The 14,185-nt window shown below is 59.6% G+C and carries 11 protein-coding genes and 1 pseudogene; 6 read left to right on the top strand and 6 right to left on the bottom strand.

Features of this window, described 5'->3' with window-relative positions; all coding sequences use genetic code 11:
- Positions 1 to 46 precede the first annotated feature (46 nt).
- The 3 genes and pseudogenes from ACYZTX_RS15660 to ACYZTX_RS15650 form a co-directional block, all read left to right on the top strand.
- The gene (locus tag ACYZTX_RS15660) at positions 47 to 1,693 is read left to right on the top strand and encodes a hypothetical protein (RefSeq protein ID WP_462034825.1); all 1,647 of its coding nucleotides are present in this window, start codon (positions 47 to 49) and stop codon (positions 1,691 to 1,693) included.
- A gap of 227 nt (positions 1,694 to 1,920) precedes the next feature.
- Positions 1,921 to 2,187: a DUF421 domain-containing protein gene (locus tag ACYZTX_RS15655; RefSeq protein ID WP_462034824.1), complete on the top strand. Its 267-nt coding sequence runs from the start codon at positions 1,921 to 1,923 to the stop codon at positions 2,185 to 2,187.
- A gap of 32 nt (positions 2,188 to 2,219) precedes the next feature.
- Positions 2,220 to 2,618, top strand: a pseudogene (locus ACYZTX_RS15650) (NAD(P)-dependent oxidoreductase); the annotation flags it as partial.
- Positions 2,619 to 2,795: 177 nt separating this feature from the next.
- On the opposite strand, the gene ACYZTX_RS15645 reads toward ACYZTX_RS15650, so the two are convergent.
- From ACYZTX_RS15645 to ACYZTX_RS15630, 4 genes are all read right to left on the bottom strand, one after another.
- Positions 2,796 to 3,983, bottom strand: coding sequence for a pyridoxal phosphate-dependent aminotransferase (locus ACYZTX_RS15645; protein ID WP_462034823.1), 1,188 nt, complete (start codon positions 3,981 to 3,983; stop codon positions 2,796 to 2,798).
- 41 nt (positions 3,984 to 4,024) lie between these two features.
- Complete coding sequence (locus ACYZTX_RS15640; RefSeq protein ID WP_462034822.1) at positions 4,025 to 5,650, bottom strand: methyl-accepting chemotaxis protein; 1,626 nt, start codon at positions 5,648 to 5,650, stop codon at positions 4,025 to 4,027.
- Positions 5,651 to 5,995: 345 nt separating this feature from the next.
- Entirely contained in the window at positions 5,996 to 7,138 is a 1,143-nt protein-coding gene (locus tag ACYZTX_RS15635) for a glycerate kinase (protein ID WP_462034821.1), read from the bottom strand.
- A 238-nt stretch (positions 7,139 to 7,376) separates the two neighbouring features.
- Complete coding sequence (locus ACYZTX_RS15630) at positions 7,377 to 8,489, bottom strand: sugar diacid recognition domain-containing protein (protein WP_462034820.1); 1,113 nt, start codon at positions 8,487 to 8,489, stop codon at positions 7,377 to 7,379.
- Positions 8,490 to 8,657: 168 nt separating this feature from the next.
- Here ACYZTX_RS15630 and ACYZTX_RS15625 point away from each other — a divergent pair, with 168 nt between their 5' ends.
- On the top strand, positions 8,658 to 9,968 hold the full coding sequence (locus ACYZTX_RS15625) for an MFS transporter (protein ID WP_462034819.1): 1,311 nt from the start codon (positions 8,658 to 8,660) through the stop codon (positions 9,966 to 9,968).
- Positions 9,969 to 10,101: 133 nt separating this feature from the next.
- Here the strand turns inward: ACYZTX_RS15625 and ACYZTX_RS15620 are convergent, their stop codons facing one another.
- Positions 10,102 to 10,464, bottom strand: coding sequence for a DUF6124 family protein (locus ACYZTX_RS15620; protein ID WP_462034818.1), 363 nt, complete (start codon positions 10,462 to 10,464; stop codon positions 10,102 to 10,104).
- Between the two features lie 465 nt (positions 10,465 to 10,929).
- Here ACYZTX_RS15620 and ACYZTX_RS15615 point away from each other — a divergent pair, with 465 nt between their 5' ends.
- Together ACYZTX_RS15615 and rarD are read left to right on the top strand one after the other, a co-directional pair.
- Positions 10,930 to 11,937: an aldo/keto reductase gene (locus tag ACYZTX_RS15615; protein WP_462034817.1), complete on the top strand. Its 1,008-nt coding sequence runs from the start codon at positions 10,930 to 10,932 to the stop codon at positions 11,935 to 11,937.
- A 153-nt stretch (positions 11,938 to 12,090) separates the two neighbouring features.
- Positions 12,091 to 12,978, top strand: coding sequence for an EamA family transporter RarD (rarD, locus tag ACYZTX_RS15610; protein WP_462034816.1), 888 nt, complete (start codon positions 12,091 to 12,093; stop codon positions 12,976 to 12,978).
- Positions 12,979 to 13,041: 63 nt separating this feature from the next.
- Here rarD and hppD read toward each other — a convergent pair whose 3' ends face one another.
- The gene (hppD, locus tag ACYZTX_RS15605; protein ID WP_462034815.1) at positions 13,042 to 14,118 is read right to left on the bottom strand and encodes a 4-hydroxyphenylpyruvate dioxygenase; all 1,077 of its coding nucleotides are present in this window, start codon (positions 14,116 to 14,118) and stop codon (positions 13,042 to 13,044) included.
- Between the last annotated feature and the right edge of the window lie 67 nt (positions 14,119 to 14,185).

The following is a 14,185-nucleotide window of genomic DNA, read 5'->3' as shown; positions in this document are numbered from 1 at the left end:
ACAGGCAGCTGCATTCCACCAGAATCATACAAATTAAGGAATCAACATGAAACTGGAAAACATTTACAGAGGTTTGAATGAATCCACTAACGTGAGAGTTTGCATTGCGCCGATTTTCTCCACTTGGTTAGTGATCGCGCTGTCAGCTTGCACGCCGATGGCCGAGGGGAAAAAAGCGGGTCAGCAACCGGATTCGTCAACTCCCACTTCGGAGGCATCGACAGGCGCATCACCGGGGAACGCCCAGGCCGGCCGCGACGTATTTCGCTTCGAAACGTTTGGCAACGAAGGGTTCTGGACCGACGCGATGCGGCTGCCGCAGGGCATGATGCAGGAGAAGGTCACGCTGTTGCAGCTTCTGGAGACCGGATTTCATATCGACGCGGGCGCTCTCGACGAAAACCTGCAGCGCACGCTCGCTCAAGAGTTCAAGACTGACTTATCCGCAGCCAAGGCGACGCGCCTGCACGACCCGGCAGTCGCCTTGAAAGTTATCGAGGCCAACGCCCTGATCGGCGTTGCCGCCAAGGACAGCAACAACGACGGCAAGATCGACCTTCGCCGGGGCGACAAGATAGGCGTCACGTGCGCGATCTGCCACACCATCACCGACGGCTCGGTGGCGGCGATGGCGGGCAAGGGGTCGATCGGGCGGCGTCTCGATGGTCTCGGCACCTTCTCGCTGGACATGGGCAAGGCGCTCGCAATGTCCGCCAATTCCCGTGCCTATTATCCGAATCTGCAGCTCGAACTGGGCGGCGAGACGATAGGGCGAGCCCCCAAAGGTATCGGTCGGGATTCGACCGAGGCGGAGGTCGATGCGTACCTGAAAAACTCCGAGTTCTATCCGCGCGGCACATTCGACGAAACCGCGGACGGCATCGGCAACCCGGTGCAAAACACCCCGTTGTTCCGTCAAGATTTGGCCGGGCCCTATGGCAGCAATGGCCTGCACGAAAAACTGGAGGGCATCAGCAACGCCTCCTATACCACGAACCTTGACCTCACCACCCTTGCCACACCCCAAGGGCGCGAATTACTCATGTTACTCGCAGGAAAAAAAGGTGAAGAGTTACATGCGAACTACGTTCAGATCCTGAAGGAAACGGGGGTCACCGGTTATCCGTTCATCAAGGCATCCAGCGGGCACAAGGCGGGTCACCGCGACACGCCGTCCGGGCGGCAGGTTGATATGCAAAAGTTGCTGGATCTGAAGGCATATTTACACGCTCTGCCGGCACCCAAAGGCGCTACGGTCGATACGTCCATGGCGGGCCGCGGACGAACGTTGTTCCAAGAGAACTGCATCCAGTGCCACAACGCGGACCAAAACAGGCACGTGGCGACGAAGCTCATCAACTTGAAGCAGCTATGGCCGGCGTACGACCCTGTCACGCTGGCGCAGCGCAAGCCGCCCCTGAGCCCGATCGAGAATTCCCCCGGAGGCTATGACGACAAAATGGTCATCATCGACGCGAGCGAGCGCGGCGCGCCGCGGGGGTTGGCCTTGCCGCTGCTGCTCGATCTGGCACGCAAGCCGGCCTATCTCCACGACAACTCGGTTGTTAGCCTCGATGCGCTGCTCGATCCGAAGCGTGGGAGCCGGGAGCCGCACCCGTTCTACGTCGCGAAGCCGGCTCAGCGGGCGGATATGGTGGAATTTTTGCGCGGACTTGATACGACGAGCAAATGATGAGTGAACGCCGGTCTTATGATCGATAATTTTCGACAGCGGGCTGGTCGTCTCAGCATCCGACCTCCCGTCGATGCGGCAGCCGCGGTACATATCGACGGTCACGTCCCAAGAAAACCTAAGGAGCACACCATGGCGGGACTGCTGATGTTCTCGTTATCGTGCTGCTGGCCGAGGTCGCTGGCAACAGATTTGCGTCCGAATACAAGTCAGTTGTGGAGGGGACCGTGCTTGTCGCCACACTTTTATTTTGGACATATTCCCTTGAATGGGTGGCTCATCGTTCTCCTGCGATGGGACGATTTTTGCATGCCACGACTTTGCTCCATATAGAGGACGGAAAAATGCTGCGAAGAAATATGCGAATGGAGCTAATCACGACTGAAGAGTTGATGGCGCAGTTACGCGAAAACGGAATCGAAAATTGTGCTCAAGTCAAACGAGCATGTATCGAGGCAGATGGCAGGATCAGTATTATAAAAATCGAGTCATAATCAGCAGACCGCAGCGCGGTGAATTATTTCCGGCAATATGCAGAGTCTCCGTGGGGGTCGACAACTATGATATCGACTACCTGACCGAGCGGCGAATCCTGCTCAGCAACACCCCGGACGTACTCACCGAAACCACCGCCGACACCGGTTTCGCGCTGATCCTGGCAACCGCCCGGCGCGTAGTGGAACTGGCGGACATGGTTCGCGCCGGCCAGTGGAACCGCAACATCGGCCCGGCGCAGTTCGGCAGCGATGTGCACGGTAAAACCCTGGGCATCATTGGCATGGGGCGGATCGGTGAGGCCCTGGCCCAGCGTGGGCATTTCGGTTTTGGCATGCCGGTTATCTATCACAGCCACTCGCCAAAACCGGCGGTGGAACAGCGATTCAACGCGCAATACCGTAGCCTGCCGGAGCTGTTTCAGCAGGCGAGCGGCACTGGCGGGTGAGCGGCCGGCGAATCTGGTGAATGTCGGGGCGTGGAAAGGCTGAGGAATTCGGCGCCTGTCAGTCAGTCTTCGCGAGCAGGCTCGCTCCCACATTCGACCGCGATCAAATGTGGGAGCGAGCCTGCTCGCGAAGAGGCCATCAAGTCCAACACAAAACTGTCAGGCGCGCCGCGCTTCCAGAAGGTCCGCCGCACACAACGCAATTCGCTGGCACGCATCCGCCAGCTTCAGCTGATCCACCACCAACCCCAATCGAATATGCCCCGCCGCGCTCGGCCCAAACGCTTCACCGGCCAGCACCGACACGCCGTAACCTTCCAGCAGCCGCTCGGCAAAACTCTGGGCACACAACCCGGTCTGGCGCACATCGACCATCACGAACATCCCGCCATCAGGTCGAATCGGTCGGATGCCCGGGCAATCACGCAGACTCGCGCACACCAGGTCGCGACGCTGGCGATACTCCTCGCGCATCAGCGCCACTTCCGGCAAATCCGCATCGAGCGCCAATTGCGCAGCGTTCTGGATGAAATCCGGAATGCCAAACAGCATGCACAACGAAAGATGCTCCAAGTGGTCATTCAAGCGTTTCGGACCGATCACCCAGCCCACTCGCCAACCGCTCATGGCGTGGGATTTGGACAGACTATTGATGGTCGCCGTGCGCTCGGCCATGCCCGGCAGACTCGCCGGGCTGATGTGCTCGCCTTCGTACAACAGATCGCTGTAAACCTCGTCACTGATCAGCCACAGGTCGTGACGAACACAGAGCGACGCCAACTCCTGCCAGATCATCAGCGACAAACTGGCGCCGGAAGGATTGTTCGGACTGTTGAGCAAAATGGCGCGGGTTTTAGGTGTGATCAGCGCCGCGACATCCGCCGGATCGACCCGAAAGCCGTTCTCGGGACGCACCGCCACCGGCACCACCTTGGCTCCACAGGCACCGAATACGCCTTCATAGGTCACGTACATCGGTTCGGCGACGATCACTTCATCGCCCGGGTCGAGCAAGCATTGCGCGACCGAATACACCGCACATTGTGCACCCGGCAGCACAATCACATGGTCGGCATCCACGACTTGACCGCTGCGCTGTCGGTGACGGTTGGCGATGCTGTTGCGCAATCCCTGACTGCCGCGTACTGCCGGGTAGTGGGTATCGCCGTCCAGCAAGCTGTCGATGCACGCCTGAATGATGGGCTGCGGCGTATCGAAGTCGGGATCGCCGATCGATAGCAGCAGCACATCAATGCCTTGCTCACGTAACTCCAGTGCTCGGTCATGAATTTGCCAGGCCGCAGCGCCGTCACCGGCGATTCGTTTGGTCAAGGCTGAGTAGCGCATGTATTTCTCCAGTCGCGCGGGTTCCAAGCCTCAACCCTATCTCAAATCACGAAACGCGCCACCATGGCATTTAAATCCACGGCCAGGCGCGACAGTTCGTGAGTGGCGGCGCTGGTCTGGTTGGCGCCAGCGGCGGACTGGGTGGCCAGGTCGCGGATGTTTACCAGATTGCGGTCGACTTCGCGGGAAACCTGGGCCTGTTCTTCCGAAGCGCTGGCGATCACCAGGTTGCGTTCGTTGATCAGTTGGATCGACTGGGTGATCTGCTCCAGCGCGACACCGGCGGCGCGGGCCATTTCCAGGGTGCTTTGGGTGCGTTGATTGCTTTGCTGCATCGACGAAACCGCTTCGCCGGTGCCGTTCTGGATGCCGGCGACCATTTTTTCGATTTCCTGGGTCGATTGCGCGGTGCGATGGGCCAGCGCCCGGACCTCGTCCGCCACCACCGCAAAACCGCGCCCGGCTTCACCGGCACGAGCGGCCTCGATCGCGGCGTTCAGCGCCAACAGGTTGGTCTGTTCGGCGATGGCGCGGATCACGTCCAGCACCTTGCCGATGTCGCGCCCCTGAGCGGCCAGGCCTTCGATCATCACCGAGGTGTTTTGCACATCGTGGGTCATGGTCTGGATCGCGCCGACGGTTTCCACCACACGGTCGCGGCCTTCGCGGGCCGCCTGGGTCGACTGATTCGAGGCTTCGGACGTCGACACCGCGTTGCGCGCGACTTCTTCCACAGCGGCGGTCATTTCGTTGACGGCAGTGGCGGCCTGTTCGATTTCGTTGTTCTGCTGTTGCAGTCCGCGGGAGGCTTCTTGGGTGACCGTGCTGAGTTCTTCAGCGGCGGCACCCAGTTGGGTGGCGGAGCCGGCGATCTGTTCGATGGTTTTGCGCAGGTTAGTTTGCATCGTGGACAAGGCACCGAGCAAACGGGCCGGTTCGTCCTTGCCGTCGATGTCGATGGTTTTAGTCAGGTTGCCGCCCGCAATGGTTTCGGCCGCCTGGAGCGCACGGTTGAGCGGCGTGACGATGCTGCGGGTCAGCAGCCAGGCCAGCAGCACGGTCATCAGCGCCGAAATCACCACCACTGCGATGATGCCGGTCACGGCGTTGCTGTAGTGCTCACCCGCTTCGGCCGAGGCGGTTTTCGCATATGTGTTGTTGAACGCTACCAGTTTGTTCAACTGCTCGCCCATCTGGTCCGTACCGTCCTTGATCCGGGTGTTAATCAGCGTGCGCATCTCATCGAGTTTGTTCTGCCGCGACAGCTCCAGCATCTGATTCTGGTCTTGCATATAGTTGTCCAGTGTTGTCGTGAACGTCTCGTACAGCGCGGCTTCTTCCGGGGTGGCCGGCAACGCTGCATAACTGGCTTGTGCGCTGCGAACCTTGTCGACCAGCACGCCGATGCGCGTCTGCGCTTCCTGCAACGCGTTCGGATCACGGTTGACCAACACCCGGAAAGAAAGAATGCGCAGGCGCAGCATGTTTTCTGTCAGGTTGCCGAGAAACACGATGCTGGGCAGCTGCGTGGTTGCCATGTCGATGGAGGCTTGGCGGATGGTCGACATGCGGTTCACGGCAAACACACCCAGCACGATGACGAGCAAGGCAATGAAGGAAAAACCCAGGAAGGCTCGAGGCGCGATATTCAGATTACGCAGTGACATAGGATGATTCTCGGGTGATTGAGGCTGCGAGCATCCTTGCCGTGATCGCTGAATGGCGGGCGATGGCGCGCGCGGTTTCAGCTTGGCGCCACTGTTGGAATTGGTTTGTGTGGGCCTATTGGCTGTATCGGCTGGGGATGAGGATTCCTGCGGGGATTGGAGAAAAATATTTCACCGAATTACATGTAGCAGCTGCCGAGCCTGCGAGGCTGCGTTCGGCTGCGAAGCAGTCGTGAAGTCATGCGGCGCGGTGTGTCAGGAAAAACCGGTTGCCGGATTTACGACTGCTTCGCAGTCGAACGCAGCCTCGCAGGCTCGGCAGCTGCTACAGGTGATCGTACGGTTTCAGGCTTTGCGGGCGGCCACCCGCCAAACCCGCGCAACATCAATGGCCCGCTCCCGCAACAACCGCGAGGCCTCGGCACACGCCTGCTCCAGGGTCATCGGCCCACTGGCCAAGGCAAACGCAGCATCAATGCCATGTTCATACAGCGCCTGATAACCCTCGCCCAGTGTCCCGGCGATGACGATCACCGGCACGCCCTGCTGCCGAGCGATACGCGCCACACCAAACGGCGTCTTGCCGCGTAGGGTCTGCGCATCGAAACGGCCTTCTCCGGTGATCACCAAATCGGCGCCCTTGACTGCAGCGTCGAGGCCGACCAGTTCAGCGATCACTTCAACGCCGGCCTTGAACTGCGCGCCCAGAAACGCTTTGGCGGCAAAGCCCAGCCCTCCCGCCGCACCGCTGCCCGGTTCTTCACGTACGTCGTTGTTCAGGACCTGAGCGCACCGTTCGGCGAAGTGCCCAAGCGCGATATCCAATTGCTGGACTTGCTCGGGCGACGCGCCTTTCTGCGGGCCGAAAATCGCTGAGGCACCATGAGGGCCGCACAGTGGGTTGTTCACGTCGGCGGCGATGTCGAATCGCACCTCGGCCAGACGCGGATCGATTTCACTCATGTCGATTCGCGCTAATTGCGTGAGCGCCAGACCGCCCGGTGCAAGCGTCTGGCCCTGTGCGTCCAGCAATTTCACACCTAAGGCCTGCATCGCCCCCGCACCGCCGTCGTTGGTGGCGCTGCCACCAATCGCCAGAATGACCCGTTGCGCTCCGGCGTCGAGCGCGGTGCGGATCAATTCGCCGGTGCCGAACGTGCTGCTGATGCAGGCATCACGCTGGCCTGGCGGAACCAGTTGCAGGCCACTGGCCTCGGCCATTTCGATAATCGCCGTGTGGCTTTGGGGCAACCAGCCCCAGGCGGCCTCAACCGTTGCGCCGAGCGGCCCGCGGACGTGGGTTCGGCGCAGTTCGCCCTCGCACGCCGCCAGAATCGACTCGACGGTCCCCTCCCCGCCGTCAGCCATCGGGCATTTGACCAGCTCTGCATCGGGCCAGACCTCAGCCAATCCTTGGGCAATGGCATCAGCCACACCCTGGGCACTCAGGCTGTCCTTGAACGAATCGGGGGCGATGACGATTTTCATGCGAATTCTCCAGTTCCAATACGTTCCATGCTGCCAGCAGGCAAGAACAATAACGCCGGTCCGCTGCACAAGCGGGCATGCCGATTATTGTTCATTTCCACAAACCCCTTCTCCATTCACATCGATCAATGTAGGAGCTGCCGCAGGCTGCGATCTTTTGATCTTGCTCTTTTCGGGCTCGCTGAAAATCAAGATCAAAAGATCGCAGCCTGCGGCAGCTCCTACGGGATCGTGTGTATCAGTCGGTTTGGGGCAGGAGTTGCACACCGAGATAAAGCGCGAGCATCCCGTCCAGCCTGAGCGGGTCGACGCCGCTGAGCTCGGCAATTCGCTCCATCCGATAACGCAGGCTGTTGCGGTGGATGCCCAGTGCATCGGCACAGGCCTGGCTCTGGCCGTCGTGATCGCACCAGCTGCGCAGGGTTGCCAGCAATTGGCCGTTGCCATCCTTGGCGATGACTTTGCGCAGCGGTTTGAGCAGCTCGTCCAGCGCGTCGTCGTTGCGGTGCCGCCAGAGCATCACCGGCAACCGGTAACGGGTGAGCGTCAGCAAACGGGAGTGCGGCAACACATCGCGCCCATAGGCCAGCAAGTCGCCGACACGGCGATAACAGCGGCGCAGTCCGGACAGCCCATCGGCCTGCCCTCCTACGGCAATGCGCAGGATGTTCCAGCCCAGGCCATCGAGCTTCTCCAGCAGCCGATCATTCTCGATCGCCTGGCTAGCTGGCCGGCACCAGAGCAACGAGGACTTGGCCGAACTCACACACCAACTGTCCGCGTAGCGCGACATCAGCCAGGCGCTGAGCGCCTCGACGGTTTGCCCCGGACCGTGTTCCATCCCTAACTCGAACAGATACGGCACCCGCGTCATCTGCGGCTTGAGCCCCAGCTGTTGCGCTTCATCGATCAGCCGCGGTGAATCCCCGGCCTCACTGAGCAGCAATGCCAGCAGATCGTCGCAACGCTGACGCCGCCATTGCTGTTCGGCCTGCTGATTGCGCTGGCCGACCAACATCTCGGCGGTCATCCGCACCAGTTCGGCGTAGGTGCGCAATTGCTCGGGTTCGCCGGTGATGCCCAGCACGCCAATCAAGCGCTGATCGAGCAACAGCGGCAAGTTGATGCCCGGCTGCACCCCTTTGAGATGAATCGCTGTCTGGGCGTCGATCTCCACCACCCGCCCGTTGGCCAGCACCAGTTGCGCGCCTTCGTGACGGGTGTTGACGCGCTCAGGTTCGCCGCTGCCGAGAATCAGCCCCTGGCTGTCCATGACGTTGACGTTGTACGGCAGGATGGCCATCGCCCGGTCGACGATGTCCTGGGCCAGGTCGTGATCGAGTTCGAACATAGCGGTGATCCTTGAAAGCGTGATGGGCGGATTGTTCACCCGCACAGGCCTTGGTTGCAAACCCTGTGCTCAGGCACAAAGACAACGACCCAAGGGGTGGCCGAGACTCGTTGGGCGATCAACGTTACCCTTTGCATCGCAAAAAATCATAATAAAGAGAGAGCTGCCATGTCACAGAGCGCCGCCACTACCCAGGCCATCGTTGACGAGAAAAACGCCGTCTACAAACGCATTACCCTGCGTTTGATTCCCTTCATCTTCATCTGCTACCTGTTCAACTACCTCGACCGGGTGAACGTTGGATTTGCCAAGCTGCAGATGCTCGACGCACTGAAATTCAGCGAAACCGTGTACGGCCTCGGGGCCGGGATCTTCTTTATCGGCTACGTGCTGTGCGGCGTACCGAGCAACCTGGCCCTGACCAAATTCGGCCCGCGCCGCTGGATCGCGCTGATGATGATCGTCTGGGGCTCGCTCTCGACCTGTTTGCTGTTTGTCACCACACCCACCGAGTTCTACACCCTGCGCCTGTTCACCGGCGCGGCCGAAGCCGGATTCTTTCCGGGCGTGGTGCTTTACCTTTCGCAGTGGTTCCCGACCTTCCGCCGTGGCCGCATCATGGCACTGTTCATGTCGGCGATCCCCGTGTCCGGCCTGCTCGGCAGCCCGTTTTCCGGCTGGATCCTCAATCACTTCGGCGCCGGCCAAGGTGGCTTGGCCGGCTGGCAATGGCTGTTCCTGTTGCAAGGTATCCCGACAGTGATTCTCGGCGCGCTGGCGTACTTCCTGCTCAGCGACAGTTATGCCAATGCCAAATGGCTCACGCCGTTCGAGCGCTCGGTGCTGGAAGCCGACCATGCTGAAGACCTGGCCAACAAACCGAAAAGCACCACCGACTCACTGCTGGCGGTGTTCAAGAACCCGGCGATCTGGGCGTTTGGTCTGATCTACTTCTGCATCCAGAGCGGCGTCTACGCGATCAACTTCTGGCTGCCCTCGATCATCAAGAACCTGGGCTTCAGCGATAACCTGGTGATCGGCTGGCTCAGTGCGATTCCGTACCTGCTGGCGGCGTTGTTCATGTTAATGGTCGGCCGCTCCGCCGACCTGCGCAAAGAACGCCGTTGGCACTTGGTGGTGCCGATGCTGATGGGGGCATTGGGTCTGCTGATCGCCGTGAACTTCGCCGCCAACCCGGCCATCGCCATCCTCGGTCTGACCATCGCCACCATGGGCGCCCTCACCGGCCTGCCGATGTTTTGGCCAGTGCCCACTGCGCTACTCAGCGCGGGTGCTGCGGCGGGTGGTTTGGCGTTGATCAACTCCATGGGGCAGATGGCGGGTTTCCTCAGTCCGTATCTGGTGGGCTGGGTCAAGGACAGCACTGGTTCGACTGATGCGGCGTTGTATGTGCTGGCGGGTGTGATTGTGTGCGGGAGTTTGTTGGCGTTGCGTATGACGCGGACGTTGCGGGTGTAAGGCATCACCGCTGAACGCGCTCTCCAACAAAAACGGCCCTTTCGGGCCGTTTCTTATTTTGCGCGTACACAGGCTTTTGTGGCGAGGGGGTTTACCCCCTCGCCACAGGAAAGTGCTCACTTCAGAATCTGCGCTAACCCTGCGGATCGACGTTATCCAGCACCCGGTTCGCCGTGATCTCCGCCACCATGATGCTGTTCGAAATACCCAAAAGCGCGTAACGCGACTCACCCTCCAGATGATCCACCAACTGGTGCACCATCACATCGACCGAGGCCAGCGTTTCAACCAGATAAACCGCCAAGGTTTCGGTCGTGGCCTCCGGGTCCACGGTAAACAGGGTGCTGCGTGTTCGCGGGGTGGCTTTGATGTCGGCACTTGACGGGAAGTGGAAGTCGAGAGCGCGTTCGGCGGCCTCGTTGAGTTTTTTGGAATCGGCGGTTTCGTAGGGGGAAACGTCGTCCGATTCCGGAGGATTTGGCGTTGGTTTGAACATAGATGAAACTCCTTGCATCGTAAAAAGGAGCCATCACCCTCGCTACCAAACGAAGGGTGGCGGCCATGCGCAGGTTGGTAGACCGGGATGCAAGGAGACCGGCGCGCCCGAAAGCGCCCTGTGCATGACCACCATAAAACCGAGACGAAAAACGCCACGAATGGTGAGCTGTACACCTTGCATTAACCCGGGGCTACCAAACCCCATCGCTGTTTTTCAGCGACGGGGTAACGATAAGATCCGGGGCCAAGGCGCACAAGCCGGCGGATTCTGGCGCAGTCGTAGGCAATGACGCAAGGATGTGTAGCCTCGCAGACAGTTCCGAGAGGCTACTTAAACATTACTTTTTATTGCCCTCTCGACGCTGCCTCTGTCAGTCGAACATCGAACTCAATATTTCCGTTTGCCCCGCCCCACCATTCTGGTATTTGATTGAGCCTTTCCCACCGGTAAAAGGATTTAGTCATGAGCTATCGCACGCTGGGTCATTCGGGTTTGCAGGTATCCACCCTGACCCTGGGCACCATGATGTTCGGCGAACAGACCAGCACCGAAGATTCCCTGCGGATCATCGACAAGGCTTGGGACCAGGGCGTCAATTTCATCGACACCGCAGACGTTTACACCAACGGCCGATCCGAAGAGATCGTCGGCGAAGCGATTGCCGGCAACCGCCACGAATGGGTGCTGGCGACCAAGGTCGGTTTCGGCCCGGTGGACGGTGTGCCGAACCGCAGCGGCCTGAGTCGCAAGCACATTTTCAATGGTATCGACGCCAGCCTGACCCGTCTCGGTACCGACTATCTCGACATCTATTACCTGCACCGCGAAGACCACAACACGCCACTGGAAGTCACGGTGTCGGCCATCGGCGATTTGATCCGCCAGGGCAAAATCCGCTACTGGGGCCTCTCGAACTACCGTGGCTGGCGCATCGCCGAGGTAATTCGTGTGGCCGATCAACTGGGCGTCGATCGGCCGGTCATCAGTCAACCGCTGTACAACATCGTCAACCGTCAGGTGGAAACCGAGCAGATTACCGCCGCGCAAAACTATGGCCTCGGCGTGGTGCCTTACAGCCCGCTGGCTCGCGGTGTGCTCAGCGGTAAATACGCACCCGACGTGACTCCGGACGCCAACAGCCGCGCGGGCCGTCAGGACAAACGCATTCTGGAAACCGAATGGCGCGTCGAATCACTGCGCATTGCTCAGCAGATCCAGCAGTACACCGAAGGCCGCGGCGTGGGCATCGTCGAATTCGCCATCGCCTGGGTGCTCAACAACAGCGCCGTCACCTCGGCCATCGTTGGACCGCGGACTGAAGAACAGTGGGATGCCTACACTAAGGCTCAGGCGGTGAAGATTACGGCGGAGGATGAAGCGTTCATTGATTCGCTGGTTGTGCCTGGGCATGCGTCGACGCCGGGGTTTAATGATGTGAGCCACTTTGTGTCGGGGCGAAAACCGCGCTAACAGCAAAAGATCGCAGGCTTCGCCAGCTCCTACATAGATTGGTGTACCCCAGTAGGAGCTGCCGAAGGCTGCGATCTTTTATCTGGCGACACATTCTCCGACCGAACCACGTATCCTCCGCACCCTTTTAACGTTCAACCCCGCGAGGACAGTTTGTCTAAAGGTATCGCTCTATCGGTTTCAGCCTCGGTGCTGTTTGCCGTCATGTATTACTACACCTCGCTGCTCTCGCCTTTGAGCGGCGTGGAAATTTTCGGCTGGCGGATGCTGCTGACCCTACCGTGCATGACCGTGTTCATGGTGGTCTCCGGTGAATGGAAACGCGCGGTCGCCATCCTTCGCCTACTGGGCGGCAAACCCAAGATACTCGCCGGCCTGATCGTTTCCTCGACGCTGCTTGGCCTTCAGCTCTGGCTATTTATGTGGGCGCCGCTCAACGGCTATAGCCTTGACGTGTCACTGGGCTATTTCCTGTTACCGCTGTCCATGGTTCTGACGGGGCGAATCGCTTATGGCGAGCGGTTGTCCTACCTGCAAAAGGTTGCCGTGTTTTTCGCCTCTCTCGGTGTGCTCAATGAGCTGTATCAAGTGGGCGGATTCTCTTGGGCGACGTTACTGGTCGTCGTCGGATACCCGACCTATTTCATCCTGCGCAAGTGGCTGGCCACAGATAATCTTGGTGGTTTGTGGGTGGACATGGCCTTGATGCTGCCAGTGGCGTTCTGGTTCGTTCAGGGCGGTGAACAGGGTTTCGGCGTGTTCGATCAACATCCGTGGCTGTCGCTGCTGATCCCGTTGCTCGGGGTGATCAGCGCTTCGGCGTTGGTGGTCTACATCATCGCCAGCCGGCTATTGCCGTTCAGCCTGTTCGGGTTGTTGAGCTATGTCGAGCCGGTGCTGTTGCTCGGCGTTGCGTTGCTGCTGGGGGAAAGCATCAAGGCCGGTGAGTGGCTGACCTACATCCCGATTTGGTTGGCGGTGGTTGTGCTGGTGTTCGAAGGGTTCAAACACCTGGTCCGGCATCGACGAAAATCGTTGTAGGACCGACACGAAAAAGCCCGGCCAGCATTGCTGCTGACCGGGCTTTTTTACATCTGAAACGGCTTAGTCGGTGGAGAGCACGCCACGACGAACCTGGTCGCGCTCGATGGATTCGAACAACGCCTTGAAGTTACCTTCGCCGAAGCCATCGTCGCCTTTACGCTGGATGAATTCGAAGAACACCGGGCCCATCAGGGTTTCCGAGAAGATCTGCAGCAGCAGACGCTTGTCACCCGACTCGGACGAACCGTCCAGCAGAATGCCGCGCGATTGCAGTTGATCAACCGGCTCACCGTGGTTCGGCAAACGGCCTTCGAGCATTTCGTAATAGGTTTCCGGCGGCGCGGTCATGAAGCGCATGCCAATGCTTTTCAAATGATCCCAGGTCTTGATCAGGTCATCGGACAGGAAGGCCACGTGCTGAATGCCCTCGCCGTTGAACTGCATCAGGAACTCTTCGATCTGCCCGGCACCCTTGGACGACTCTTCGTTCAGCGGGATTCGGATCATGCCGTCCGGCGCGGTCATGGCCTTGGAGGTCAGGCCGGTGTATTCGCCTTTGATGTCGAAATAACGGATCTCGCGGAAGTTGAACAGCTTCTCGTAGAAGTTGGCCCAGTAGGCCATGCGACCGCGATACACGTTGTGGGTCAGGTGGTCGATGATCTTCAGGCCGGCCCCGACCGGGTTGCGGTCAACGCCTTCGATGAACACGAAGTCAATGTCGTAGATCGAACTGCCTTCGCCGAAACGGTCGATCAGGTACAGCGGCGCACCGCCGATGCCTTTGATCGCTGGCAGGTTCAGTTCCATCGGGCCGGTTTCGATGTGAATCGGCTGGGCGCCAAGTTCCAGGGCTCGGGCAAACGCCTGCTGGGCATTCTTGACGCGGAACGCCATGCCGCACACCGACGGACCGTGCTCGGCCGCGAAGTAAGAAGCGACGCTGTTAGGTTCGTTGTTGAGGATCAGGTTGATCTGGCCCTGGCGATACAGGTGCACGTCTTTGGAACGGTGGGTCGCGACCTTGGTGAAGCCCATGATCTTGAAGATCGGCTCCAGGGTATTCGGGGTCGGCGATGCGAACTCGATGAATTCAAAGCCCATCAGGCCCATTGGGTTTTCGTATAAATCTGCCATGGTTGGCGCCTCATCATTTTTTTATCAATTAACGGATCGTTAGTTGCTAGCAATGCTGAGACCGGCG

This window comes from Pseudomonas sp. MDT1-17 (genome assembly GCF_054898105.1).
This window is presented reverse-complemented; position numbering and strand designations above follow the sequence as displayed.

What these genes read in the sequence shown, in the direction of transcription:
- ACYZTX_RS15625 (WP_462034819.1), top strand. Translation starts at nt 8,658, where the DNA reads ATGTCACAGAGCGCCGCCACTACCCAGGCCATCGTTGACGAGAAAAAC.
- ACYZTX_RS15635 (WP_462034821.1), bottom strand. Translation starts at nt 7,138, where the DNA reads ATGAAAATCGTCATCGCCCCCGATTCGTTCAAGGACAGCCTGAGTGCC.
- ACYZTX_RS15640 (WP_462034822.1), bottom strand. Translation starts at nt 5,650, where the DNA reads ATGTCACTGCGTAATCTGAATATCGCGCCTCGAGCCTTCCTGGGTTTT.
- ACYZTX_RS15615 (WP_462034817.1), top strand. Translation starts at nt 10,930, where the DNA reads ATGAGCTATCGCACGCTGGGTCATTCGGGTTTGCAGGTATCCACCCTG.
- ACYZTX_RS15620 (WP_462034818.1), bottom strand. Translation starts at nt 10,464, where the DNA reads ATGTTCAAACCAACGCCAAATCCTCCGGAATCGGACGACGTTTCCCCC.
- ACYZTX_RS15645 (WP_462034823.1), bottom strand. Translation starts at nt 3,983, where the DNA reads ATGCGCTACTCAGCCTTGACCAAACGAATCGCCGGTGACGGCGCTGCG.
- hppD (WP_462034815.1), bottom strand. Translation starts at nt 14,118, where the DNA reads ATGGCAGATTTATACGAAAACCCAATGGGCCTGATGGGCTTTGAATTC.
- ACYZTX_RS15630 (WP_462034820.1), bottom strand. Translation starts at nt 8,489, where the DNA reads ATGTTCGAACTCGATCACGACCTGGCCCAGGACATCGTCGACCGGGCG.
- ACYZTX_RS15660 (WP_462034825.1), top strand. Translation starts at nt 47, where the DNA reads ATGAAACTGGAAAACATTTACAGAGGTTTGAATGAATCCACTAACGTG.